The organism is Microbispora rosea, from assembly GCF_900156315.1.
Lineage (GTDB): Bacteria > Actinomycetota > Actinomycetes > Streptosporangiales > Streptosporangiaceae > Microbispora > Microbispora rosea.
Map to the genome: position 1 here is coordinate 151,777 of NZ_FTNI01000020.1, position 24,757 is coordinate 176,533.

The 24,757-nt window shown below is 70.0% G+C and carries 23 protein-coding genes and 1 riboswitch; of the genes, 13 read left to right on the plus strand and 10 right to left on the minus strand.

Annotated elements, in window-relative coordinates:
* Positions 1-39: 39 nt before the first annotated feature.
* On the minus strand, positions 40-285 hold the full coding sequence (gene purS / locus BXA11_RS26250; RefSeq protein ID WP_030508817.1) for a phosphoribosylformylglycinamidine synthase subunit PurS: 246 nt from the start codon (positions 283-285) through the stop codon (positions 40-42).
* Positions 286-622: 337 nt separating this feature from the next.
* Here purS and pdhA point away from each other — a divergent pair, with 337 nt between their 5' ends.
* The 5 genes from pdhA to BXA11_RS26275 all read left to right on the plus strand — a co-directional run bounded on the left by pdhA (position 623) and on the right by BXA11_RS26275 (position 5,143).
* Positions 623-1,714, plus strand: a complete 1,092-nt coding sequence (gene pdhA / locus BXA11_RS26255) for a pyruvate dehydrogenase (acetyl-transferring) E1 component subunit alpha (protein ID WP_076438743.1) — start codon at positions 623-625, stop codon at positions 1,712-1,714.
* On the plus strand, positions 1,711-2,685 hold the full coding sequence (locus tag BXA11_RS26260) for an alpha-ketoacid dehydrogenase subunit beta (RefSeq protein WP_030508819.1): 975 nt from the start codon (positions 1,711-1,713) through the stop codon (positions 2,683-2,685). The genes pdhA and BXA11_RS26260 overlap by 4 nt, the downstream gene beginning before the upstream one ends.
* 15 nt (positions 2,686-2,700) lie before the next feature.
* Entirely contained in the window at positions 2,701-4,110 is a 1,410-nt protein-coding gene (locus BXA11_RS26265; protein ID WP_076438745.1) for a dihydrolipoamide acetyltransferase family protein, read from the plus strand.
* A gap of 71 nt (positions 4,111-4,181) precedes the next feature.
* Complete coding sequence (locus BXA11_RS26270; protein ID WP_076438747.1) at positions 4,182-4,427, plus strand: hypothetical protein; 246 nt, start codon at positions 4,182-4,184, stop codon at positions 4,425-4,427.
* Positions 4,424-5,143 carry a hypothetical protein gene (locus BXA11_RS26275; protein ID WP_076438749.1) on the plus strand — a complete coding sequence of 240 codons (720 nt, stop codon included), beginning with the start codon at positions 4,424-4,426 and terminating at the stop codon, positions 5,141-5,143. Before BXA11_RS26270 ends, BXA11_RS26275 begins: the two co-directional genes overlap by 4 nt.
* A 93-nt stretch (positions 5,144-5,236) precedes the next feature.
* Here the strand turns inward: BXA11_RS26275 and BXA11_RS26280 are convergent, their stop codons facing one another.
* Together BXA11_RS26280 and BXA11_RS26285 are read right to left on the minus strand one after the other, a co-directional pair.
* Positions 5,237-5,644 carry a hypothetical protein gene (locus BXA11_RS26280; RefSeq protein WP_076438751.1) on the minus strand — a complete coding sequence of 136 codons (408 nt, stop codon included), beginning with the start codon at positions 5,642-5,644 and terminating at the stop codon, positions 5,237-5,239.
* Positions 5,645-5,779: 135 nt separating this feature from the next.
* A complete protein-coding gene (locus BXA11_RS26285) occupies positions 5,780-7,009 on the minus strand; it encodes a serine hydrolase domain-containing protein (RefSeq protein ID WP_076438753.1) in 1,230 nt (409 codons plus the stop codon).
* A 309-nt stretch (positions 7,010-7,318) separates the two neighbouring features.
* Between BXA11_RS26285 and BXA11_RS26290 the strand changes: the two genes are divergently transcribed.
* Positions 7,319-8,050 carry a GbsR/MarR family transcriptional regulator gene (locus BXA11_RS26290; protein ID WP_076438755.1) on the plus strand — a complete coding sequence of 244 codons (732 nt, stop codon included), beginning with the start codon at positions 7,319-7,321 and terminating at the stop codon, positions 8,048-8,050.
* Between the two features lie 150 nt (positions 8,051-8,200).
* On the plus strand, positions 8,201-8,494 hold the full coding sequence (locus BXA11_RS26295; protein ID WP_076438757.1) for a Dabb family protein: 294 nt from the start codon (positions 8,201-8,203) through the stop codon (positions 8,492-8,494).
* 25 nt (positions 8,495-8,519) lie between these two features.
* On the opposite strand, the gene BXA11_RS26300 is transcribed toward BXA11_RS26295, so the two are convergent.
* Entirely contained in the window at positions 8,520-8,978 is a 459-nt protein-coding gene (locus BXA11_RS26300) for a MarR family winged helix-turn-helix transcriptional regulator (RefSeq protein ID WP_076438759.1), read from the minus strand.
* A gap of 133 nt (positions 8,979-9,111) precedes the next feature.
* On the opposite strand from BXA11_RS26300, the gene BXA11_RS26305 reads away from it, so the two are divergent.
* Together BXA11_RS26305 and BXA11_RS26310 are read left to right on the plus strand one after the other, a co-directional pair.
* Complete coding sequence (locus tag BXA11_RS26305) at positions 9,112-10,275, plus strand: MFS transporter (protein ID WP_076438760.1); 1,164 nt, start codon at positions 9,112-9,114, stop codon at positions 10,273-10,275.
* A 412-nt stretch (positions 10,276-10,687) separates the two neighbouring features.
* Entirely contained in the window at positions 10,688-12,193 is a 1,506-nt protein-coding gene (locus BXA11_RS26310) for a sodium:solute symporter family protein (protein WP_076438762.1), read from the plus strand.
* Between the two features lie 60 nt (positions 12,194-12,253).
* Here BXA11_RS26310 and BXA11_RS26315 read toward each other — a convergent pair whose 3' ends face one another.
* On the minus strand, positions 12,254-14,077 hold the full coding sequence (locus BXA11_RS26315; protein WP_076438764.1) for an acyl-CoA dehydrogenase: 1,824 nt from the start codon (positions 14,075-14,077) through the stop codon (positions 12,254-12,256).
* A 147-nt stretch (positions 14,078-14,224) separates the two neighbouring features.
* A riboswitch (guanidine-III (ykkC-III) riboswitch) is annotated at positions 14,225-14,296 on the plus strand.
* Positions 14,297-14,301: 5 nt separating this feature from the next.
* On the opposite strand from BXA11_RS26315, the gene BXA11_RS26320 reads away from it, so the two are divergent.
* Both BXA11_RS26320 and BXA11_RS26325 read left to right on the plus strand, forming a co-directional pair.
* A complete protein-coding gene (locus BXA11_RS26320; RefSeq protein WP_076438766.1) occupies positions 14,302-14,547 on the plus strand; it encodes a CBU_0592 family membrane protein in 246 nt (81 codons plus the stop codon).
* Between the two features lie 41 nt (positions 14,548-14,588).
* A complete protein-coding gene (locus BXA11_RS26325; protein WP_076438767.1) occupies positions 14,589-14,966 on the plus strand; it encodes a VOC family protein in 378 nt (125 codons plus the stop codon).
* 3 nt (positions 14,967-14,969) lie between these two features.
* Here BXA11_RS26325 and BXA11_RS26330 read toward each other — a convergent pair whose 3' ends face one another.
* A complete protein-coding gene (locus tag BXA11_RS26330; RefSeq protein WP_030508833.1) occupies positions 14,970-15,419 on the minus strand; it encodes a hypothetical protein in 450 nt (149 codons plus the stop codon).
* An 86-nt stretch (positions 15,420-15,505) separates the two neighbouring features.
* Between BXA11_RS26330 and BXA11_RS26335 the strand changes: the two genes are divergently transcribed.
* The gene (locus BXA11_RS26335; protein ID WP_030508834.1) at positions 15,506-15,955 is read left to right on the plus strand and encodes a GNAT family N-acetyltransferase; all 450 of its coding nucleotides are present in this window, start codon (positions 15,506-15,508) and stop codon (positions 15,953-15,955) included.
* On the opposite strand, the gene BXA11_RS26340 is transcribed toward BXA11_RS26335, so the two are convergent.
* Positions 15,923-17,974, minus strand: a complete 2,052-nt coding sequence (locus BXA11_RS26340) for a molybdopterin-containing oxidoreductase family protein (protein ID WP_076438769.1) — start codon at positions 17,972-17,974, stop codon at positions 15,923-15,925. The genes BXA11_RS26335 and BXA11_RS26340 overlap by 33 nt on opposite strands.
* A gap of 35 nt (positions 17,975-18,009) precedes the next feature.
* Complete coding sequence (locus BXA11_RS26345) at positions 18,010-18,447, minus strand: RpiB/LacA/LacB family sugar-phosphate isomerase (protein WP_076438812.1); 438 nt, start codon at positions 18,445-18,447, stop codon at positions 18,010-18,012.
* Between the two features lie 49 nt (positions 18,448-18,496).
* Here BXA11_RS26345 and BXA11_RS26350 point away from each other — a divergent pair, with 49 nt between their 5' ends.
* Positions 18,497-20,902: a lysylphosphatidylglycerol synthase transmembrane domain-containing protein gene (locus BXA11_RS26350; protein ID WP_239105030.1), complete on the plus strand. Its 2,406-nt coding sequence runs from the start codon at positions 18,497-18,499 to the stop codon at positions 20,900-20,902.
* A gap of 141 nt (positions 20,903-21,043) precedes the next feature.
* Here BXA11_RS26350 and mgrA read toward each other — a convergent pair whose 3' ends face one another.
* Positions 21,044-22,069, minus strand: a complete 1,026-nt coding sequence (gene mgrA / locus BXA11_RS26355) for an L-glyceraldehyde 3-phosphate reductase (protein WP_076438771.1) — start codon at positions 22,067-22,069, stop codon at positions 21,044-21,046.
* Positions 22,066-24,114 (minus strand): S9 family peptidase, encoded by a 2,049-nt coding sequence (locus BXA11_RS26360; RefSeq protein WP_076438773.1) that lies wholly within the window; start codon positions 24,112-24,114, stop codon positions 22,066-22,068. Before BXA11_RS26360 ends, mgrA begins: the two co-directional genes overlap by 4 nt.
* Positions 24,115-24,757 lie beyond the last annotated feature (643 nt).

A 24,757-nucleotide genomic window follows, 5' to 3' on the forward strand; every position in this document is an offset into this window, starting at 1 on the left:
TGGACACGCCGCGGAAATAGGTATGTGAAATGTGTCACTTCACCCTTCGACCCGGATCGAGAAGTCCTCGATGACGGTGTTCGCGAGCAGGGTTTCGGCCATCTTCCGGACATCCGAAAGCGCGGCCTCGTCGGCCGGGCCGTCCAGCTCCACCTCGAACCGCTTGCCCTGCCGCACCTCGGAGACGCCGGAGAAGCCGAGTCGCGGCAGCGCCCGCGCGATCGCCTGGCCCTGCGGGTCGAGGATCTCCGGCTTGAGCATGACGTCGACGATGACGCGCGCCACGATGTTCCTCCAATTCGAGTGAGGGCCCGCCGATTCGGGAAGGTCGGCCCGTTCGGGGGTCCGTTTGGGGTCAAGCCTAGTGCCGCCCTGCCGGCTCGCCCCCGACGCGTCTCCCGTTGACGTCGCCCGGCGGTCCGGCGCGGGTGTGGCGTTCCGCAGTCCGGGAATCGGAGAAGTGTGGACGGGCGGGCCGGGGCTTGCGCTAAGGGGTGTGAGTTCTGCCACGATGTCCACATATGCGCCCGGTCGTCCACCCCAACGACCGTACGCCAGACGACCCGGCCTTCCTGCGGGGGTGACCCCACCCGCGGGGGCCCGACACGCACAGGAGTGGCACGTGACAGCCGACGCCCCTCGTGGTGTAGACGCACCCCCGGAGCTCGTCCAACTGCTCACCCCCGAAGGGGAGCGGGTCGAGCATCCCGACTACGACATCGAGCTGACCGCGGAGGAGGTCCGCTCCCTCTACCGTGACCTGGTCCTCGTCCGCCGCATCGATCTGGAGGCCGTCGCGCTCCAGCGGCAGGGCGAGCTCGGCATCTGGGCGTCCCTGCTCGGTCAGGAGGCGGCGCAGATCGGCTCGGGCCGGGCGCTCACGGACGCCGACATGGCCTTTCCCACCTACCGGGAGCACGGCGTGGCCTGGTGCCGCGACGTCGACCCGGTCAAGCTGCTCGGCCTCTTCCGCGGCGTGAGCAACGGCGGGTGGGACCCGGCCGAGCACAACTTCCACCTCTACACGATCGTCATCGGCTCCCAGGCCCTGCACGCGGTCGGCTATGCCATGGGCATCCAGCGCGACGGCGCCGAGGCGGCCACGATCGTCTACTTCGGCGACGGCGCGACCTCCCAGGGCGACGTGAACGAGTCCTTCATCTGGGCCTCGGTGTTCAACGCCCCCGTCGTGTTCTTCTGCCAGAACAACCAGTGGGCCATCTCCGAGCCGCTGGAGAAGCAGTCGAAGATCCCGCTCTACAAGAGGGCGTCCGGCTTCGGCTTCCCCGGCATCCGGGTCGACGGCAACGACGTGTTCGCCTGCCTCGCCGTGACCCGCCGGGCGCTCCAGAACGCCCGCGAGGGGCAGGGGCCGACGATGATCGAGGCCTTCACCTACCGGATGGGCGCGCACACCACCTCCGACGACCCCACCCGCTACCGCCTCGCCGACGAGCTGGAGGCGTGGAAGCTGAAGGACCCCATCGAGCGGGTCAAGGCCTACCTGTTCAAGAACCAGCTCGCCGACCAGGAGTTCTTCGAGAAGATCGACGCCGAGGCCGACGCGCTCGGCAAGGACGTGCGAAGCCGGTGCCTGGCGCTGCCCGACCCGCCACCTGGGGCTATCTTTGATCACGTGTACGCCGGCGCCCACCCACTCCTCGACGAGGAACGCGAGCAGTACCTGACCTACCTGGCGGGGTTCGAACGATGACCACACTGACACTCGCCAAGGCGTTGAACGAGGGCCTCCGCCGTTCGATGGAGGACGACCCCAAGGTGCTCGTGATGGGAGAGGACGTCGGCAAGCTCGGCGGCGTCTTCCGCGTCACCGACGGCCTGCAGAAGGACTTCGGCGAGGACCGCGTGATCGACACGCCGCTCGCCGAGTCGGGCATCATCGGGACGGCGATCGGCCTGGCCCTGCGCGGCTACCGGCCGGTCTGCGAGATCCAGTTCGACGGGTTCGTGTTCCCGGCCGCCGACCAGATCATCACGCAGCTCGCCAAGATGCCGCTGCGGTCGCTCGGCACGCTGAAGCTGCCGGTCGTCGTGCGCATCCCCTGCGGCGGCGGCATCGGGGCGGTCGAGCACCACTCGGAGTCGCCCGAGGCGTACTTCACCCACACCGCGGGCCTGCGGGTGGTCGCGTGCTCGAACCCGGCGGACGCGTACACGATGATCCAGGACGCCGTCCGCTGCGACGACCCGATCATCTTCTTCGAGCCCAAGCGCCGTTACTGGGACAAGGCCGACGTCGACCTCGCCGCCCCCGGCCTGTCTCTCGACCGCGCCCGCACCGTACGGCAGGGCCGCGACATCACGCTGGTCGCGTACGGGCCGATGGTGAAGACCTGCTTGGAGGCCGCCGCGGCGGCGGAGGAGGACGGGCGAAGCATCGAGGTCATCGACCTCCGCTCGCTCAACCCCCTCGACGTGGACGTCCTGACCGAGTCCGTGACGCGGACCGGACGGTGCGTCGTCGCCCACGAGGCCCCCGTCTTCACCGGCTTCGGGGCCGAGCTGGCGGCGCGCATCACCGAGCGCTGCTTCTACAGCCTGGAGGCGCCGGTGCTGCGGGTCGGCGGGTTCTCCACGCCCTACCCGCCGTCGCGCCTGGAGGACCACTATCTGCCCGACCTCGACCGCGTGCTCGACGCCGTTGACCGCTCGTTCGCGTACTGAGGGGAGGGACTTCTGATGCTCCGTGAGTTCAGGCTCCCCGACGTGGGCGAGGGGCTGACCGAGGCCGAGATCGTCAAGTGGCACGTCGCCCCGGGCGACTCGGTGAAGATCAACCAGACGATCGTGGAGATCGAGACGGCCAAGGCCGTCGTCGAGCTGCCCTGTCCGTACGAGGGCACGGTCTCCGCCCTGATGGTCAGCGAGGGCCAGACCGTGGACGTCGGCGCGCCGATCATCTCGGTCGAGGACGGCGAGGGCGGTCACGGCGCAGGCGGTGACGGTGCGGACGCGGGCCGCAAGGCGCTGGCGGACGACATGGTGCCGGACGTGCGGAACGCCGCTCCGGCGAAGGAGGAGCGCCAGCCGGTGCTGGTCGGGTACGGCGTCAAGACGAGCGCCACCCGCCGCCGCCCCCGCAAGCCCGCCGCTCCCGCTCCGGCCACGTCCGCTCCGGCCGCGGCGCCGGTCGTGTCCGCCCCGCCGGTCGCGCCGGTTCCCCCCGCTCCGGCGCGAGGTGCCGCCGGTCCAGTGCAGGGCAACGGCTCCGCGGCGCCCGTACGGGCGCGAGTCCTGGCCAAGCCGCCGGTCCGCAAGCTCGCCAAGGACCTCGGCGTCGACCTGACCACCCTCACGGGGACCGGCCCCCAGGGGTCGATCACCCGGGCTGACGTGGAGGCCGCCCTGGCGGCGCCCGCCCCCGTTGCCGCCGCCTCGCGGTGGGAGGCCGGGGTGCGGGAGGAGCACATCCCGGTCAGGGGGGTCAGGAAGGCGACCGCCCAGGCGATGGTGGCCAGCGCGTTCTCGGCCCCGCACGTGACCGAGTGGCTGCAAATCGACGTCACCGAGACGATGGAGGCGGTCCGGCGGCTGCGTACGCTGCCCGAGTTCGCCGAGGTCAAGGTCTCGCCGCTGCTCCTCGTGGCGAAGGCCCTGATCACCGCGGTGAAGCGGCACCCGTTGGCCAACGCCACGTGGACCGGTGAGGAGATCGTGGTCAAGCACTACGTGAACCTCGGCATCGCCGCAGCCACCGATCGCGGGCTGATCGTGCCGAACGTCAAGGACGCCGACGCGATGTCGCTGCCCGAGCTCGCCCTGGCCCTGGGCGAGCTCACCGAGCGGGCGCGGGCCGGCAAGTGCCAGCCCGCCGAGCTGAGCGGCGGCACGATCACGATCACGAACGTCGGCGTCTTCGGCGTCGACGCCGGCACGCCGATCCTCAACCCGGGAGAGGTGGCGATCCTCGCCGTGGGCCAGATCAGGGACATGCCCTGGGTGGTCGACGGGCAGCTGGCGGTCCGCAAGGTCACCACGCTGGCGCTGTCGTTCGACCACCGCGTGGTCGACGGCGAGCTCGGTTCGTACGTCCTGCGTGACGTCGGCGCCATGCTGGAGGACCCCCTTCGCATGCTGGCCTGGAGCTGAGCGGGGACCGCTCAAGTCGGATGCAAGATCCGAACCAGTGAGGCGCAAGCTCGGATTCCTACCGTTCGCCTGTGATCCTCATACTGAGCGACCGGGAGGACACCACCGTGTGCCGTGTCCTCCCGGAGATCGAGCACTGGGGCGTGCCCGTGACCTGGTGCGGCAGTGGTGAGTCCGCCGCCAGGTCACGGGTGACCGCGGCCTCCGGAGGCGAGCACCTCCCCCTGGAGATCGATCCGGACGGCGCGCCGACGCCGGTGGAGAAGCGCGCCGGGCCGCCGGTCAGAGAAGCCGTCGCCGCCTGGCCGGCGGCATGACCGCCGTGCCGGTGACGGCGTCCGCCGCGGTCCTCACGGTCGACCGCGTGCGCCTGCGCCTCGCCGAGGCGCTCATGCTGCTGCCCAGGCGGCCGTACGGCGATCGCGACGTCCACGACGAGATCGTCGAGCAGTGCCTGCTGATGAACGAGACGCTGGAGGACGGCGAGCCCCTCGGCGACGCCGACATCCGGGCCGCCACCGAGGAGTTCCGTGCGGGCCACGGCCTGCGTGACCGCGCCTCCACGCTGGCCTGGCTGGCGGAGATGTCGCTGTCGGGCGAGCAGTTCGAGGCGTTCATGGCCGGGATCGCGCGGCGGCGGCGCTTCCGGCGGCGCAAGGAGGCCGAGCTCGCGCCGGGTCACCTCGCGGCCCGCCGCGGCGACTTCGACCGCGTACGCGCGCTGTGGGTGATCGGCTCGCAGCCGGTGAACGGGGAGTCGCTGCGCGGGGGCGGCCTGGTGGCCTGCGGGGAGGCCGTGGTGACCGTCGGCGAGCGGTGGGCCAGGGACCTGCCCGCGCCCCTGCGCCGCGCCGCGCACGACACGCTGGTCGGCCCGGTGACGTACGGCGACGGCTATCTGACCGGGATCGTGCTGGAGCGCCGGGCGGGGCGGGACGACCCGGAGACGCTGGCCGCGGCGGGGGAGACCGCCTTCGGCGAGTGGCTCGCCGACCGGCGCAGGCGGGCCTCCATCGAGTGGCACTGGCTGTGAGGACCTGACGGAGGCGGGCGACGGCCAGGCGCCGGGCATCGGCGGGCCGGCCGTCGCCGCGTCCCGGGTCCGGGGAGACCCCGGGACCTCCCGTCAGGCGGCGTCGAGAGCTTTGGTGATCTTGCGGGCCATGTCGGCCATGGTGGGGCCGGGCTCGCCCTTCTGGGCCCGGGCGGCCGCTTCGACGGCGACGAGGACGGTGCTGCGGAAGTTGTCGGCCTCGGCCGGCGCCTGCCGCTTGAGCAGGTGCACGGATGCCGTCAGGGCCGGCAGCACACGGTCGGCGAGTTCGGCGACGGACTTGCCGCTCAGGTCCATGCCCGTCGACTTGTCGGCGAGCACGTGCCCGACGAGGCCGGTCGCCGAGGCAAGGGCGATGGAGCCCTGGGTGGCGACCTTGTGGGGCGAGCCGGTGGCGCCGGCGGCGGCCAGCAGCGAGACGGCGCCGTAGGCGGCGGTCCGCAGGGTGATCTTGTCCTGGTCGGTGAGGGTGACGGACATGGTCGTGTGGTCCTTTACATCTGGTGCACGGATGGGGAAGGGGTCCCGCCGGTGCCCGGGAGAGGGCTCGGGGCGGGGCCGAGGGGGCTGAGGGGGCTGGGCTGAGGGCGGGTCTGCCGCGACGCGGGCCCGGTGTCAGTCGTCGATCGCCTGGTAGAGCGTGGTCCAGAAGTCGTGGATGAGCTGCATCGAGTCCGGGGTGGACGCGCCGACCTGGGTGAGCAGGAGTCCGGTGAGCTGGTTGGCCGGGTCGGCGTAGGCCGCGGCGCCGCTTCCGCCGTCCCAGCCGAACTGGCCGACGGGGGCGTAGTCGCCGCGGTAGGTGCGCACCGCCATCCCGAAGCCCCAGCCGCCGTGCTGTCCTTGGCCGTGCGAGATGTGGACGTTGTCGACGGCCATGGCGGTGCGGGCGGCGTTCTGCTCGGGCGTGAGGCGGTTGGTGGTCATCAGTTCGACGGCGGGCCGGGACAAGATGCGCTTCCCCTGGTGCGTCCCGCCGTTGAGCAGCATGCGGAAGTAGGCGTGGTAGTCGTCGACGGTGGAGACCAGCCCGCCGCCCCCGCCCTGGAACGCCGGAGGCTCGCTCCACCGTCCGCCCTTGGCCTCGTCCCACACGAGGAACTCGCCGGTCTGCGGGTCGGGGGCGTAGAGGGTCGGCAGCCTGTCGATCTTGTCGGCGGGCACGTGGAAACCGGTGTCGGTCATCCCCAGCGGATCGAAGATGCGCTCGCGCAGGAACTCCTCGAACGACTGGCCGGTGACCCTGGACACCAGCACGCCGAGCAGGTCGCTGCTGATGTGGTACTGCCAGCGCTCTCCGGGCTGGTACATCAGCGGGAGCTCGCCGAGGCGGCGCATCCACTCGTCCTGCTCGGGCATCGGCACCGGCAGGTTGGGCGTGAGCCCCTGCTCGAAGACCGCGTTCATGATCGGGGTGCCCAGCGAGGTCATGTCCATGCCGAGTCCGAAGGTGGAGGTCAGCACGTCCCGCACGGTGATCGGCCGCCGCGCCGGCACGGTGTCGTCCAGCGGACCGTCGATCCGCTTCAACACCCGGCGGCCGGCCAGTTCCGGCATCCACGGGTCCACCAGGTCGTCCAGTCGCAGCCTGCACTCGTCCAGCAGGACCATTGCCGCCGCCACCGAGACCGGCTTGGACGTCGAGGCCATCCGGAAGATCGTGTCCCGGCGCATCGGCGCGCCGCCGTCATGACGCATCGTCCCGATCGCTTCCACATGTGTCCGGCCGCTCCGGCTGACCAGGGCGACAAGACCGGGAATCCGCCCCGAGTCGACATATCGCGTCAGCACCTCGCGCACCCTGCGCAGCCCGGTCGCGGAGAAGCCGCTGTCTCCGGTTCTCATCGTCAATCTCCTCACACAGTGATCGATCGGCTTTCGCCGGGACTCCCTCCGCGGTGCCATCGGCACTCACGTGTGTTCGGGAATCTCTGAACGTCTGCGACACTACATTGCATTCATAAAACGGTCAACAAGCAAAGACGACCTTTCATCCCTTGTAGACGGAGGAGTACGGGAGTTCTTTGCAATTAAAATGAAGCTGAATGCAATGGGTGATCAGATGCGCATTGCAATGGACTGCGAGTGAATGCATACTGTGCAGCGTGCGAGCGCCGAGCTCCACGCGTGTCGGGAGACAGGGGACGAGCGCCGATGCCCGGAGGCAGACTCACCAACGAGGACCGTCAGCAGATCGCTGAGGGGCTGGCCGAGGGGCTCGGATACGCCGAGATCGGCCGGCGCCTGGGACGGCCCGCCTCGACGATCATGCGGGAGGTCACCCGCAACGGCGGACCCGACGACTACGGAGCCGACCGGGCGCACGAGGCCACCCGGCACCGGGCGCGGCGGCACAAGCAGGCTCGGCCTCCGGCGCCGCCGGTGTCCGACGGCGGCCATGGGCGTGACCCCCAGGCGGTGCAGGACTTCACCGAGTCCTTCATCGCCATCCTCGTGCAGCAGGGGCTGCCCCGGATGGAGGCCAGGGTGCTGGTCTGCCTGTACGTCACGGACTCCGGGGCACTCACCGCCGCCGACCTGGTCCAGCGGCTCCACGTCAGCCCTGCCTCGATCTCGCACGCCATCGCCTTCCTCGAACAGCAGGGCATGCTCAGGCGGGAACGGGTCCCCGGTGCGCGGCGCGAACGCTATGTCATCGACGACGAGATCTGGATCCGGTCCATGCTCGCGTCCATGCAGATGAACGACGCCCTGGTGGCCGCATCGCAGCGCGGAGCCGAGGTCCTCGGAGCGGCGACCCCGGCGGGCGCCCGCTTCGAGTCCTCCGCCGAACTTCTGTCTCTCGTGAGCGCGGCGTTCCGGCAGGTCGTGGAGCAATGGCAGGGCCGGAGCGCTCGTCGATCGGTCCCCCCGCCCGGCGATTGACGCGGGCTCCGGCTGACGGCCGGCCGGGCCGATCGCCCGGCCGGCCACCCCGAACACCCACCGCGCCTACGCCTCCGTCATCGATGATGAGAGGATGAGCGCCGTGAAGGCGGCCGTCCGGCCGCGTGCGTCTCATCCCAGGGGGAGTGCATGTTCCGCCACGTCGTGCTGCTGCAGTGGACCGAGGACGCCACCGAGGAGCAGCGGGCCGAGGTGGCAAGGCGGCTGAGCGGGCTGCCGGATGCCATCCCCGAGGTGCGCTCCTACCGGATCGGTCACGACGCGGGCGTCAACGAGGACAACTACTCCTTCGCCGTGGTCGCCGATTTCGACTCCCCCGAGGACTACGTCGTCTACCGTGACCACCCGGTCCACCTGGCGGTGGTCGACGAGTGCATCGCGCCGATCCTCGCCGCCCGCGCGGCCGTGCAGTACGTCCTCTAGGCTCGCCTCCGGCGGGCGTCGGGGCTCAGCCCTGCACGTGCAGTGATTCGACCGCTTCGACCAGAGGGGCGAGCCGGGGGTTCCGGGCCGCCTGGTCGAGGGCTTCCCGCAGGGCGGCGTCGTTCGTGGGCCGGGCCTCGGCGAGCAGCGCCAGGCCCGCGGGGCTGACGTCGGTGTAGATCCCGCGGCGGTCGGTGGGACACAGGTAGCGGGTGAGCAGTCCCCGCTCTTCGAGCCGGGTCACCAGGCGCGTCGTCGCGCTCTGGCTGAGCACCACGGCGTCGGCGACCTGCTTCATCTGCAGGTGGCCGCCGGGGCCGTCGTGCTGCCGGCTGAGCGTCTCCAGCAAGGAGTACTCCCGCACGCTCAGGCCGTGCTCGCTCTGCAGGGCGCGCTCGATGTGCGCCTCGATCTTCTCGTGCAACAGGGAGAGGGCGCACCAGCCCTGCGCGAGAGCGGTGAGGGCGGGGTCCGTGGCCGTCATCGACTCTCCTCCGTTCGCGTGCGACTCCGTCGAGGATACTGCACCCCTGCAATAGCCCGCGCTTGCAAGTATCAAGCGCCTGCAACTATTGTCGGCGCGTGTTAATCGCTCGTGCAATCGTTGGGGGACGTTCATGCCGCTCGCACTCGTAGCCCTCGCCATCGGGGCCTTCGGGATCGGGACCACCGAGTTCGTGATCACGGGGTTGCTCCCGCAGGTGGCGTCCGACCTCGGCGTCTCCATTCCGACCGTCGGCCTGCTCGTCACCGGCTACGCCCTGGGCGTGGTGGTCGGCGCCCCGCCGATGACCGTGCTGGGGACGGCCATGTCCCGCAAGCGCGTGCTGATGCTGCTGATGGCGCTGTTCGTCGCGGGCAACCTGCTCTCGGCCCTCGCGCCGGGCTTCGGGGCGATGCTGGCCGGCCGGGTGATCGCCTCGCTCGCGCACGGTGCGTTCTTCGGCATCGGCTCCGTGGTCGCGGCGGAACTGGTCGCCCCGCACCGGAGGGCCGGTGCGATCGCCCTGATGTTCACCGGTCTGACCGTGGCCAACGTCGTCGGCGTCCCCCTGGGCACCCTGGTCGGCCAGGTCGCCGGATGGCGGACGACCTTCGCCATCGTCGCCGGGCTCGGCGTCGTCGGCCTGATCGGCATCGCCGTGCTCGTGCCCGAGATGCCGCGGCCCGAGGGCGTACGCCTGCGTCATGAAGTGGCCGCACTCCGCGACGTCCAGGTGTTGCTCGCGATGGGCATGACCGTGCTCGGGTTCGGCGGCGTCTTCGCGGCCATCACGTACATCGCGCCGATGATGGTCCGGGTCGCGGGCTACCCCGAAGGCGCGGTGACCTGGCTGCTGGTCCTCTTCGGTCTCGGCATGGTGGCCGGCAACCTCGTCGGGGGAAAGTTCGCCGACCGCGCGCTGATGCCGATGCTGTACGTCTCGCTGGGCGCCCTCGCGGTCGTCCTCGCCGCCTTCACCCTGACCGCGCACAGCAAGATCCTCGCCCCGGTGACCGTCGCCCTGGTGGGGGCGCTCGGCTTCGCCACCGTGCCGCCGCTGCAGAAGCGCGTGCTCGATCTCGCCCACGGTGCGCCGACGCTGGCCTCGGCGGTCAACATCGGCGCCTTCAACCTCGGCAACGCCCTGAGCTCCTGGCTCGGCGGCCTCGTCATCGCGGCGGGCCTGGGCTACACCGCGCCCAACTGGGTGGGCGCCCTGCTCGCCGCCTCCGCGCTCGTACTGGCCGTCTTCTCGGCCGCACTCGAACGGCGCTCCGCTGTGGTCGCGGCCGTCTGACCCGCTCTCCCGTGCGCCCGGGCGTGTTCATGTGAGGGGTGGGCGTATTCATGTGAGGGGCGGGCGGCGCCCCTCGTCCTCCTCTCCAATCGCGCACGTCCCCTGCCGGACGATCACCGGTGCCAGGCGGTGACGGGTCCGTTCTGTGCCGCTTGCTGGAATCTCATTTCGCCGCACACTTTCACCCTCCACCCAGTGCGAGATCAAGGCCATTCCTGATAACGATTCAGATACACGAAGCTGGTTCATGAACATGAACAGCCTGTGACCTGCGTCACGAGGCCGGCCCGCTCTCGCGTACGCCCGTGACCTGCGACACCGCCATTGACGCCGGGCGGGGGGCGGGCGCATCGTAACGAGGCCAGGCGGTTGTCGGTCCGGGTGCCGCCGTTCACCCGGAGGTACGACGCGCGTGAACCCATTGGACTGGTGCGTTCTGGGCGCCTATTTCGTCGTCATGGTGGCAATCGGCGTCTACTCGCACCGGCGTATCGGCAACATCAGCGACTTCTTCACCGCCGGGGGCAAGATGCCCTGGTGGCTGGCCGGCATCTCGCACCACATGTCCGGCTACAGCGCCGTCATGTTCACCGGGTACGCCGGGATCGCCTACCTCTACGGCGCCACCTCGTACGTCACCTGGGCCTTCCCGATCGCGATCGGCATCGCGATCGGCTCGGTGCTGTTCGCGCCGAGGCTGAACCGGATCCGGTCGAAGCTCAGGGTCAGCTCGCCGCTGGAGTTCCTCGCCAAGCGCTACAACGTGCCGACCCAGCAGGCGCTCGCCTGGTCGGGCGGCCTGCTGAAGATCGTGGACGTCGGCGCGAAGTGGGCCGCGATCGCCACGCTGCTGTCGACGTTCACCGGCCTGTCGCTCAACCAGGGCATCCTGATCACCGGCGTCGTCACCGCCGTCTACTGCACGGTCGGCGGCCTGTGGGCCGACGCGCTCACCGACTTCGGGCAGTTCGTCATCCAGCTCCTCGCCGGCGTCGTGATGCTCTTCGCCGTCCTCGCCAAGCTCGGCGGCATCGGCGCCGTGGGGGACATGTGGGACCGGCTGCCGCCCGATCACGCGAATCCGCTCAACGGCCCCTACACGATGACGTTCCTGCTCGCGTTCCTGTTCATCAAGACGTTCGAGTACAACGGCGGCATGTGGAACCAGGCGCAGCGCTACATGGCCGCGCCGACCGCGGCGCAGGCGGCCCGCGGCGCGCGGCTGTCGGCCGTGCTGTGGGCGGTCTGGCCGCTGCTGCTGTTCTTCCCGATGTGGGCCGCGCCGCTGCTGGTCCACGCGACCAAGCCGGACGCGAGCGACTCGTACGCGCTGCTGACCACCCAGCTCATCCCGCACGGGCTGCTCGGCCTGGTGATCGCCGGCTTCTTCTCGCACACGATGGCGATGGCCTCCTCCGACGCCAACGCGATCGCCTCGGTCTTCACCCGCGACGTGCTCCCTGTGCTGTCCCGGGCGGCGCGGGCCTGGGACACCAGGGCCGCCCTGGTCGCGGCCCGGGTCACCACGGTGGCCTTCATCGCGCTGTCGATGGCCGTGGCCACCCAGGTCAACAGCCCGGTGCTGAAGGACATCATCACGGTCGTCATCAAGTGGGTGGCCGGGCTCATCGGCCCGATCTCGATCCCGCTGCTGCTCGGGATGCTGCCGCTGTTCCGCAGGTCCGGCCCGACGGCCGCGCTGATCTCATGGGCGGCAGGCCTGTTCGTCTTCTGGCTCACCAACTACGGCATGAGCGACGTCTCGACCGCCGTGGCGACGGCCGCGCCGGTGGCCACCTCGCTGGTGCTTTTCACGATCATCGGCTTCATTCGCCCCGAGAACACCCCCGAGCGCGAGGAACTCCTCCAGACCGTCAACACCGACGACCACACCACCCCCAACCCCCTCCCCGCGTGATCTTGTAGTTTGTCGCACATAAGCCTGTCGCTGCGACAAACTCCAAGATCACGGCCGGGGTTAGAAGGAGTCTTCGGGGAGTTCCATGAGGTCCTGGCCGGTGGCGGCGAGCACGCGGCGCTCGGCGGCCAGACGGGGGAGCACGGTCTGCACGAAGAACGAGGCCGCGGCCACCTTGCCCGTGTAGAACGCCTTGTCCTCCTCCGAGGCGGACAGGGCGTTCAGCGCGATCTCGGCCTGGCGCAGCAGCAGCCAGCCCAGCACCAGGTCGCCCAGCCCCATGAGGAACCGGGTGGTGTTGAGGCCGACCTTGTAGACCTCCTGCGGCGTCTCCATGGAGGCGATCGCCCAACCGGCCATCGTGTCGGCCATCGCCTTCACCTCGTCGGCCGCCTCGTCGAGCAGGCCGCGCTCGACCTTCAGCCGTCCGTTGCCCGCCTGGGAGGCGGCGAACGCCTTGATCTCGCCGAGCAGCGAACCCAGCGCCGCGCCCTGGTTCTTGAGCACCTTGCGGAAGAAGAGGTCCTGGCCCTGGATCGCGGTCGTGCCCTCGTACAGCGAGTCGATCTTCGAGTCGCGGATGTACTGCTCGATCGGGTAGTCCTGCAGGAAGCCCGAGCCGCCGAGCGTCTGCAGCGAGCGGGCCAGCAGCTCGTACGACCGCTCGGAGCCGACGCCCTTGACCAGCGGGAGCAGCAGGTCGTTGAGCGCCTCGGCGGCCTCGTCGCGGCGGCCCTCGAACTCGGCGATCTGGATCTGGTCCTGGATCGTCGCCGTGTAGATGACCAGCGCCCGCATGGCCTCGGCGTACGACTTCTGCAGCATGAGCTCGCGGCGTACGTCGGGGTGGTGGGTGATCGTGACGCGCGGGGCGGTCTTGTCGCCCGAGCGCGTGAGGTCGGCGCCCTGGACGCGGTTCTTCGCGAAGTCCAGCGCGTTGAGGTAGCCGGTGGACAGCGTGGCGATGGCCTTGGCGCCCACCATCATGCGGGCGTTCTCGATCACCATGAACATCTGCCGGATGCCGTCGTGCGCGTCGCCGACCAGGTACCCGATGGCGGGGTGCTTCTCGCCGAGCGTGAGCTCGCAGGTCGTGGAGACCTTCAGGCCCATCTTCTTCTCGACGTTGGTGACGTAGACGCCGTTGCGCTCGCCCAGCTCGCCGGTCTCCAGGTCCACCAGATACTTCGGCACGAGGAACATCGACAGCCCCTTGGTGCCGGGCCTGGCGCCCTCGGGCCGGGCCAGCACGAGATGGAAGATGTTCTCGGCCATGTCGTGCTCGGCGCTGGTGATGAAGCGCTTGACGCCCTCGATGTGCCAGGTGCCGTCGGGCTGCCTGATCGCCTTCGTACGGCCCGCGCCCACGTCGGAGCCGGCGTCGGGCTCGGTCAGCACCATGGTCGCGCCCCAGTGCCGCTCGACGGCCAGCTCGGCGAACCGCTTCTGCTCGGGGGTGCCGAGCTCGAAAAGCAGGCGGGCGAAGGCCGGGCCGCAGGCGAACATCCACACGGCGGGGTTGGCGCCGAGCACCATCTCGGCCATGGCCCACACCAGGCTGCGCGGGGCGGGCGTGCCGCCGAGCTCCGGCTGCAGCTCCAGGCGCCACCACTCGGCGTCCACCCACGCCTGGTAGGAGCGCTTGAAGCTCTCCGGCATGGTCACGCTGTGGGTGGCGGGGTCGAAGACGGGCGGGTGGCGGTCGGCGTCCTCGAACGAGGCGGCGAGGGGGCCGGTGGCCAGCCGGTTGACCTCGTCCAGCACGCTTCGCGCGGTGTCCTCGTCGACCTCGGCGAACGGGCCGGTGCCGAGGATCTCCCCGCGGCCGAACACCTCGAAGAGGTTGAACTCCAGGTCGCGGACGTTGCTCTTGTAGTGACCCATCTGTGTGCGCTCCTAGAACCGAACCCGGGGGTAACGTACTGGTCGGTAACTCTAAACGAATGCTACCCGCGAGTAACCGGTGGTATCCATGGTCTGCGCCACAGATCGCACGGTTTGGTGACGCACAACAGGTATGGTCCCGTTGTGAGAAGGCCGCGATCCGCGGCCTCCCCGGACGAGGTGCCCGCCGTACCCGGCCCAGCGAAGACGGTGGGCGGAAGGACATGGACCAAGTTCTGCAGATCGCCGGCGCCGTTCTCATCCTCGGCGCGTTCCTGCTCTCCCAGATGAACGTCCTCGACAACCGCTCGAAGATCTACCTCGTGCTCAATCTCGTCGGCTCCGCGGTGCTCGCGTGGCTCGCGTACGCGGGCGACGACTGGGGATTCCTGCTGCTGGAGGGGGTCTGGGCCCTGGTGTCCGCGGTCAGCCTCGCCAGGGAGCTGCGACCGCGACGGGCGGCGACGTAACCCGCTTGACACCTTTGCCGGTGTCGGGATTGGGTGGGCGCATGATTGAGATCCACACGATGACGATCGACAGCGCCCGGCCGTACGAGCTGGCCCAGTGGTGGAGCGAGGCCCTGGGCTGGCCGCTCGTCGACTCCGAGCCGGAGGACGACGAGGTCATGCTGGACCGGCCGAGCGGCCCTCCGCACCTGCTTTTCATCCGGGTGCCCGACGGCAAGACGGTCAAGAACCGCCTGCACCTCGACATGAGGCCCACCGGGGACGGCACCCGCGACCAGGAGGTGGAGCGGCTGCTCGCGCTCGGGGCCAAGCCGTACGAGGACCATCGGACGCCGGACGGCGCCGGATGGGTCACTCTGCTCGACCCCGAGGGCAACGAGTTCTGCGTCTGCCGCAGCGCGGCGGAGCGAGAGGACTGAGGGTCAGGCGCCCTTGGCCCGGCCCCGCATCGAGAACGTGAGGACGGCGGTGATCAGCAGCACGAGCGCGCCGCCCCACAGCGCGTCGAAGGCCGCGCCGAAGAGGCCCTCGCGGTCGATCACCAGCTGCACGGGATACATGAGGGCCGCCGCGCCGAGGCCCGGGTAGAGCGAGAAGCGCCAGGGGTGGCGCAGCGCCCACAGACGGGCCTGCCGGGTCACCCGGTCGCCGGTGTCCGGCTTGGAGATCGCGCCGATCGCCGCGACGAGGGCGAACACGGTGATCCCCGCGCACAGGGCCCACGTCAGGTCGGCCGGGCCGGGCAGGATGACGCCCAGGATGAAGCTCGTGGCCGCGACCGCCCCACCGGACGTCGCCGCGGCTCGCCAGGGCGCGCCGCGCAGGGCCGCGCCGGCCAAGGACATCTCGTCCATGCGGGTCAGTTCGTTCATGACTACAGCGTGCCCTTTCGGGCGTTTCATCGGCATCGGGGAAGTCCCTGAGCCGCCCCTGACACCCCCCGGTTAGGCTCCCCGGCATGGATCTGCGATTCCGTACGGCCCGGCGTGAGGACGTCCCCGTCATCGTCAACCTGATCAACGAGGACCCGATCACCGCCGCCCGCCCGTCTTCGGGGGAGCCGGACTACTACGCCGCCTTCGAGGCGGTGGACACCGACCCGCGCAACGAGCTGATCGTCGTCGAGTCGGACGGCGAGGTGGTCGGGACCATGCAGATCACCTACATTCCCGGACTGTCGCGGCGTGGCGGCGAGCGCGCGCTGATCGAGGCGGTCAGGGTCGCCGTGCCCCACCGCAACCGGGGGATCGGCCGGGAGATGATGCGGTGGGCGGTCGAGCGGGCCCGGGAGCGCGGCTGCGCGCTGGTGCAGCTCACCTCCGACAAGGCCCGCACCGAGGCCCACCGCTTCTACGGCTCGCTCGGCTTCGCCGCCTCACACGAGGGGTTCAAACTGCTCCTCGCTTGAGAGCGGGGCGACGTCGACGAAGTTGTCGTGGTAGACCGGGCCCCGGCCCATGTCGGCGTCCCGCTCGTCCACCAGCGCGTTGGGGTTGGCGCCCGCCGACAGCTTCGGCCAGTGGCCCTTCGGCGCCGCCACCACCCCCTGCGCCACCCGATCGCTGACCTCCACGTACGCCCTGAACTCGCCGTTGCCGTTGAAGACCCGGGCGGCCTGGCCGTCCACGAGGCCCCGGGACGCGGCGTCGGCCGGGTTGACCATCACCCGCGGGCCCTTCGAGCGCTTGCGCAGCTCCGGGTTGTTGGCGAACTGCGTGTTCAGGAACGTGTGCGCGGCCGGGGTGATCATGACGAGCGGGTGCGGCCGGTCGGCGGGAGCCGTACGGGCGGTGAACGAGGGGACGTAGCCCGCCACGCGCGGCAGCCCGGCGGCCTCGGCCTTCGCGGAGACGAACTCCAGCCGTCCGCTCGGCGTCGGGAAGCCCTCCGCGAACGGCACGAACGGGTCGGCCACCCGCAGACGCGCCCACCCCTGCTTGCGGCACTCCTCCACGGAGATCCCCACCTGGGCGAGCGTCTGCTCGGCCAGGTCGAGGTCGCTGTCGTACAGAGACGGCTCGGTCAGGCCCATCTTGCGGGCCAGCCGGCGGAACGTCTCGGTCGTCGACAGGCACTCGCCCGGCGGCTCGACGGCGGGCTCGTTCCACACCATGTACATGTGACCGTAGCCGTGGTGCACGTCCAGGTGCTCGATCTGCATGGTGGCGGGCAGCACGTAGTCGGCGTAGTCGACGGTGTCGGTCGGGAACTGCTCCATCACCACCGTGAACAGGTCCTCCCGCGCCAGCGCCGCCCTGATCCGGTTCTGGTCGGAGGTGGAGCCGAGGGGGTTGGCCGCGTAGACCCACAGGCACTTGACCGACTCGTCGAGCCCGTCGGCCAGCCGGGTCATCGTGAGCGTACGTACGGGATGGGGGAGCAGATCGTCGCGCGGGTCGGGGCCCGTGGGCGCGTATCCCGAGGTGGAGTAGGCCACGCCGCCGCCCGGGTGGCGCCAGTCGCCGGTGACGCCGGGAATGCAGGCGATCACCCGCATCGCGGCCCCGCCGCCCGCGTGCCGCTGGATGCCCATCGTGGCGCGGATGCCGGTCGGGCGGGTGTGCGCGAGCCGTACGCCGAGGGCGCGGATCCGCTCCTCGGGCAGGCCGGTGATCTCCGCCACCAGCGCCGGCGGATGCCTGCGGATCTCGGCTTCGAACTCGTCCCAGCCGGTCGTGTGCTCCTCGATGTACGCGCGGTCCTCGGCGCCCTCCTCCAGCACGACGTGCAGCAGGCCGAGGGCGAGCGCGGCGTCGGTGCCCGGCCGGATCGGCAGGTGCTCGTCCGCCTGGTCGGCCGTACGCGTGCGGATGGGGTCGATCGCGACGACGTACGCCCCGGCGGCGCGGGCGTCCTGGACGAACTTCCACAGGTGGTGGCCGCTGGTCAGCGTGTTGGTGCCCCACAACAGGATGAGCCGCGACAGGGCGAACGTCTCCGGGTCCATGCCGCCGGGAGTCCCGTTGACGTACCGCAGCCCGTCGTTGCCGGCCCGCGCGCAGATGTTGAGGTCGTGCCGGGACGCGCCGAGGGCGTTCCAGAACCGCCGCCCGGCCTGACCCGACTCGCCCTGGACGTAGCCGAGCGTCCCGGTGCCCTGGTAGGGCCAGATCGCCTCGCCGCCGTGCTCCTCGACGATCGACGTCAGCTTGGCGGCGATCTCCGAAAGCGCCTGGTCCAGGCTGATCCGTTCGAACCGGCCGGAGCCCTTCGGCCCCACCCTCTTCAACGGGTGGAGAACGCGGTCGGCCGACCGCACCTGCTCCAGGTAGCGGTTGACCTTCACGCACAGGGCCCCGCGCGTGTAGGGGTGGTCGCGGTTGCCGCGCAACCCGACGGCCTCGCCGTCGCGTACGGTGACGACCCACGAGCAGGTGTCGGGGCAGTCGAGCGGACAGGCGCCGAGGACGGGTAGCGACGTGCTCATGGCATCGACGTTAGCGTGCGGCCCACGGTCGGTCTCTACCGGATTTCCCCCACATAGGAGATGTTCGCCGCGTCCTCGGGCTCGGTGCTCGGCGACCCCGAGAACCAGGCGTCCAGGATCTCCGTCAGAACCTGCTGGGAGGTGAGGCGGAGACTGAGCGCGAGCACGTTGGCGTCGTTCCACATGCGGGCGCCCGCGGCGGTTGAGGCGTCGGTGCACAGCGCCGCCCGCACGCCCGCTACCTTGTTTGCCGCTATGGAAGCGCCGGTGCCGGTCCAGCAACAGACCACGGCCTGGTCCGCGCGGCCCTCCGCGACGTCCCTCGCCGCGGCGGAACAGCACCACGCCCAATCGGCCCGGTCGCCGGGGGCCAGTGCTCCATAGAGTGTGACTGAATGGCCGCGCTGTTCCACCTCGGACGCAAGCACCGACGCGATTCCGTCGAGGCTGTCCGAGGCCAGGGATATACGCATGCCGTCAATTGTGGACACCGAGTGCGAAGATCGCACAGAATCGCTGGTGGTGAGAGGCATCAAGGAGCAGGACATAACGCTGGACACTCCTGGCCAAGGAGCTGTCCTCGTCGTCGAGCCTCTGCTGCCGCAGCGGATCCGCCGTCCTTCCGACGCACTGCGGTTCCTGCTCACGCTGCTGGGCCTGGCCGCCGTCATACTGATGGCGCTGGCCCTGCAACGCACGCTGAACGGCCTGGAGACCGACGTCCAGGCGGGCACCGGCCGCGCCCCCGAGGTGCTGTCGGCCGCCGCCGGGCTGCTGGGCGGCGTCGCCGTGCTCATCGTCCCGGTGGCGTTCGCCGTCGAGCGGGTCTTCCACCGCGACGGCATGCGTGTCACCCAGGGGCTGATCGCCGCGATCCTCGCTCTGCTGGTCTCGTACGTGCTCGGCGAGTCGCTGATCCACTCCGGCCCGGCCGACCTGGTGCAGCTGCTCACCGGCGGCAGGGAGGTCGAGCCGCTCAACACCGTGCTCACCCCCGCCATCGCGTACGCCACGGCGGTGCGGATGGGGCGGCGTCCCCACTGGCGCGCGCTCATGTGGGTCGCGCTCGCCCTGGACGTGTTTGCGCTCTTCACCGCCACCAAGGTCACCGCCCTCGGCGTGATCATGACCTACGTCGTCGGCCTCGCCGTCGGGTTCGGCACGCTCTACGGCATCGGCAGCGCGAACACCAGGCCGCCCGGCAGCGCCGTGCTGGCCGCGCTGCGCAGACTCGGCTTCGCCCCGGTCAGCGCCAGGCGCGTGGAGGACGACAGCTCGGGCAGCCGCCGCTACCTGGTCGGCCTCGTCGGCGACCAGCGGATCGACGTGACCGTGCTCGACCGCGATCGGCAGGTGGCGGGCGTCCTCTACCGGCTGTGGCGGCGTTTCCTGCTCAACAACGAGACCCGGCGCAGGGCCATCCGCTCGCTGCGCGCCGAGCTGGAGCGCGAGGCGCTGATGGCGTACGCCGCGCAGGCCGCCGGGGTACGGCTGCCGCGCCTGCTCGGCACGAGCGAGGTCGGCACCGAGGCCGCGCTGCTCGCCTACGAGCACGTGGACACCCGGCCGGTGAGCGACCTGCAGGACGAGGACTTCGACGACGAGCTGCTGGAGCGGATGTGGGAGCAGGTCCGGCTGCTGCACGCGCACCGCCTGGCCCACCGCCACCTCACCGGCGAGAGCATCCACGTCGACACCCAGCGGAACGTCTACCTCGTGGACGCCCGCAGCGGCGAGATCGCGGCGGGCGACCTGCTGCTGCGGCTCGACATCGCCCAACTCCTCGCCTACCTCGGCACCCGCGTCGGAGCCGAGCGCTCCGTCGGGGCGGCGGCGAAGGTGCTGGGAGAGAACACGCTGGCCGGGGCGATGCCGCTGCTCCAGCGGATCGCGCTGAGCCGGGACACCCGGACGGCCGCCCGCAGGGACAGGAAGCTCCTGCCCGCCATCCGGGAGCAGATCGTCGCGCTGAAGCCGCAGGTCGAGGTCGAGGAGGTGCGGCTCGAGCGGTTCCGCCCCCGGACGCTGGTGACGATCATCGTCAGCGCACTCGGCGCCTATTTACTGCTCACCCAGCTCAGCCGGGTCAACCTGATCACCGTGCTCACCACGGCCAACTGGGCGTGGAGCGGCGTCGCGCTGGTCGCCAGCGCCCTCAGCTACGTCGCGGCGGCGATCCTGCTGCGCGGGTTCGTGCCCGAGCCGCTGCCGCTCGGCCGTACGGTCCTGGCCCAGCTCGCCGCGTCGTTCGTGAAGCTGGTCGCGCCGGCCGCGGTCGGCGGCGTCGCACTCAACACCCGCTACCTGCAGAAACGGGGCGTCCCGCCGGCGGCGGCGGTGACCAGTGTGGGGGCTTCGCAGCTCATCGGCCTGGCCATGCACATCATGCTGCTGCTGCTGTTCGGCTACCTCACCGGAACGCAGGCCGCGCCGTCCCTCACCCCGTCACGGGGCCTGCTCGTCGTGCTGCTCGGCGTCGCGGTGCTCTTCCTGATCGTGCTGGCCGTGGGGCCGCTGCGCCGCTTGCTGACCACCCGCCTGCGTGCCATGTTCTCCGGGGTGATCCCGCGGCTGCTCGACGTCGTGCAGTCACCCAAGAAGATGGTCGAAGCGGTGGGCGGGACCCTGCTGCTCACCCTCAGCTTCGTGATCTGCCTCCAGGCGTGCGTGCAGGCCTTCGGCGGCGAGGCCAGCTTCACGGCGGTCGCCGTGGTGTTCCTGGCCGGCAACGCCATCGGCTCGGCCGCTCCGACGCCCGGCGGCCTCGGCGCGGTGGAGTACGCCCTGTCGCTCGGCCTGCAGGTCGCCGGCGTGCCGGGCCCCATCGCCACCTCGGCCGTGCTGCTGTTCCGGCTGATGACGTTCTGGCTGCCCGTCCTCCCCGGCTGGGCCTCCTTCGCCTACCTCCAGCGTCAGAACGCCCTCTGAGCCGTCCTGCCGCCCGGCATCCCGGGCCAGGCGGATCGTGGGGGTCAAAAGCCGGGGGCCGACGAGCCGGGGGTCACAAGCCAGGGGTCACAAGCCGGGGGCACGCGCCGGCCGCGCCGTGCCCCCGCGGCTCGTGGACGCTCAGTGCGCGCTGGAATCGGCCCAGAGGTTGATCCCGCACTCGACGGCGTCCTTGTCGATCGCGTCCAGCTCGTCCTGGGTGAAGTCGAGCCGGTTGATCGCGTCGAGGCTCTCGTCGAGTTGCTCGACGCTGGACGCGCCGATCAGTACCGACGTCACCCGCGGGTCGCGAAGCGCCCAGGCCAGGGCCATCTGTGCCAGCGACTGCCCGCGCTGCCCGGCGATCTCGTTGAGCCGTCGGACATGGCGGAGGCTCTCCTCCGTGAGCAGGGACGGATCGAGCGACTTGCCCTGGGCCGCCCGCGAGTCCTTCGGGATGCCGTTCAGGTAGCGGCCGGTCAGCATGCCCTGTGCCAGCGGAGAGAACGCGATGCAGCCGGCGCCCTCCTCCTCCAGCACGTCGAGCAGCCCGTTCTCGATCCACCGGTTGAGCATGGAGTAGGAGGGCTGGTGGATGAGCAGCGGCGTGCCCATGTCCCGCAGGATCGCCGCGGCCTGCCGGGTTCGCTCGGGAGAGTAGGACGAGATGCCCGCGTAGAGCGCCTTGCCCGAGCGGACCGCGTGGGCCAGCGCCCCCATGGTCTCCTCCAGGGGCGTCTCCGGATCGAAGCGGTGGCTGTAGAAGATGTCCACGTAGTCGAGGCCCATCCGCTTCAGCGACTGGTCGAGGCTCGCGAGCAGATACTTGCGCGACCCCCAGTTGCCGTACGGGCCGGGCCACATGTCGTACCCCGCCTTGGTGGAGATCACCAGCTCGTCGCGATACCTGGCGAAATCCTGCTGGTAGAGGTGCCCGAAGTTGATCTCGGCGGAGCCGTACGGCGGACCGTAGTTGTTGGCGAGGTCGAAGTGGGTGACCCCGCGGTCGAAGGCCCGGCGGAGGATGGCCCGCTGGGTCTCGATCGGCTTGTCGTCGCCGAAGTTGTGCCACAACCCGAGCGACACCGCGGGCAGTCTCAGCCCGCTCCGTCCGGTCCGGTTGTACGGCATGGGCCCATACCGGCCCTCGGCAGCCACATAGCTCACTCGGTCACTCCAACTCGGTTCAGGATCCAGGAGAGCGCGAACGCCTCCTCACGCCAGGCGTCGTAACGGCCGCTGCGGCCTCCATGGCCGGCGCCCATCTCGGTTTTCAACAGGAACGGACCGCCCTGCGCGGTGGCGCGGAGCCGGGCGATCCACTTGGCCGGCTCGTGGTAGAGCACCCGCGTGTCGTTGAGGCTGGTGGTCGCCAGGATCGGCGGGTATGCCCGGCCGTCGACGTTCTCGTAGGGCGAGTAGGTCTTCATGTACGCGTAGACCTCGGGGTCGTGCAGCGGGTCGCCCCACTCGTCCCACTCGGTCACCGTGAGCGGCAGCGACGGGTCGAGGATCGTGTTCAGCGCGTCCACGAACGGGACCTCGGCGACGATCCCCGCGAACTCCTCGGGCGCCAGATTGGCGACCGCGCCCACGAGCAGACCACCGGCCGAACCGCCCCTGGCGATGACCTTGTCGGACCATCCCTCGGCCTTCAGATGCCGAGCGGCCGTCACGAAGTCGGTGAAGGTGTTCTTCTTGCTGGTGAGCTTGCCGTCCTCGTACCACCGGCGGCCCATCTCGCCGCCCCCGCGCACGTGGGCGATCGCGAACACGAACCCTCGGTCGAGCAGCGAGAGCCGGGCCACCGAGAAGTAGGGATCGATGGACGACTCGTAGCTGCCGTAGCCGTAGAGCAGGGTGGGGGCGGGCCGGCTCGTGTCCTTCCGGACCACGATCGAGATCGGGATCCTGGTGCCGTCAGGAGCGGTGGCCCATTCGCGGAACTGCTCGTAGTCGGCGGGGTCGTAGCCGCCGAGCACCGCCCTCTGCTTGAGCAGGATCAGCTCGCGCGAGCGCAGGTCGTAGTCGTACACCGACGGCGGAGTGACCATGGACGTGTAGCTGAGGCGCAGCCGGCTGGTCTCGAACTCCGCGTTGCCGGTCGGCGCGACGTCGTACAGCGGCTCCGGAAAGGAGATCTCGTACGGCTCGCCGCCGTCGCCCGGCAGGATCCGGACGCCGGTGAGACCGTCACGCCGGAAGTGGACGCTGACGAAGTCCTTGAACGCGTCCACATCGAGCAGCCGTGTGTCGTCCCTGTGCTCGATCAGCGGAGTCCAGCTCCCCGGATCGTCGATGGGCGCAGTGGCGAGCTCGAAGTTCACGGCGCCGCCGTCGTTGTGCAGGATGAGGAAGCGGCCGGCCGCGTGCTCCAGCCCGTACTCCACGCCGGTCTGCCGGGGGCGGACCACCGCGAACTCGCCTCCCGGGGCGGCCGCGTCGAGGACCCGGACCTCGCTGGTGATCTTGCTGCCCGAGGTCAGCACCAGGTAGCGCTGGCTGCGGGTCAGGCCGATGCCCACCCAGAAGCGCTCGTCGTCCTCCTGGTAGACGACGGTGTCATCCGTCGAGCCGAGGGTGTGCCGGTGGATCCGGTACGGCCGCCACGCCTCGTCCACCGTCGTGTAGAAGAACGTGGACCCGTCGGCCGACCAGGCGCCGCCGTAGAAGACACCCGGAATCTCGTCCGGGAGCAGTTCGCCCGTCTCCAGATCCTTGAACCGGAGAGTGAAGCGCTCGTCTCCGGAGAAGTCGGTCGAGTAGGCGAGCTTCGTGCCGTCGGGGCTGACCGCGCTCGTACCCATGGAGAAGAAGGGGCTGTCGCCCGCGAGCTCGTTGCCGTCCAGGATCACCTGTTCGCCGGGAAGCGACGTGCCCGGCTCCAGTTGGGGCGGGCTGTCACCGTCGGCGGCCACGCGGCACTGGATGCCGTACTGCTTGCCCTCTTCGGTCCGGGAGTAGTACCACCAGGCGCCCTTGCGCGTGGGCACCGACAGGTCGGTCTCCAGCGTCCTGCCCTTGATCTCCTTGAAGATGCTCTCCTGGAGGTCCTGCAGGTGGCCGGTCATCTCCTGGGTATAGGCGTTCTCCGCCTCCAGGTACGCGATGGTGTCGGGATCGTCCTTCTTGAGCAGCCACGCATACTCGTCGACCACGGTGTCACCGTGATGCGTGCGCTCCAGGGGAACCTTCTTCGCTACAGGCGGCATGTCGCTCACCCGCCAAAGTCTATGTTCGGCATGGTCCCGCCACGTCTCCTCGCTGCGGCCTGTGGATAACCCGTGCCGGGGAACAGGAGGCCGGGGCCGGCGCGTCGCGGTCCCCGCCTACCGGCCGTGAGACGACCGGAATACATCCGGGGGCTCCAGGCGTTCTCTGCAAGTTGGGTCATGGCGGTGCCGGACCCTGGTAATCTTGTGGTGTCGGCGCGGTTCGGCGCACTCCTCTTCGATCACTTCGGTGGTTGTCTTGCGTGTGCACGGTGGTTGCCGGTGAGCTTCTCGTACTTTTCGATCTTCTGGTTCTCGGTGGTTTTGCGCCGGGGTGGGGGTTCGGGTAAGTTAGAGGGGTTGCCCCGGAAACGGGGGGTCGAAATTCCTGTCGGTCGGCGGGTTTCGGGTCAAGAAGTCCCGGTGGGGCGGATTTGACACGAAAGAGCCGGTCGGGAAGAATTAAGACCAGCAAGACAAAAGAAAAACAAACGGTGATAACGCCCCGGAGCGTGGGACCTTCTGAGGTTTCGGGTGATGGTGGTCGCGTCCGTTTCTTGAGAACTCAACAGTGTGCTAAAAGCCAGTGCATGAAATCATGCATGACCCCGTCATAGCGGCACTCTTTGTGGTGTCGGTGACG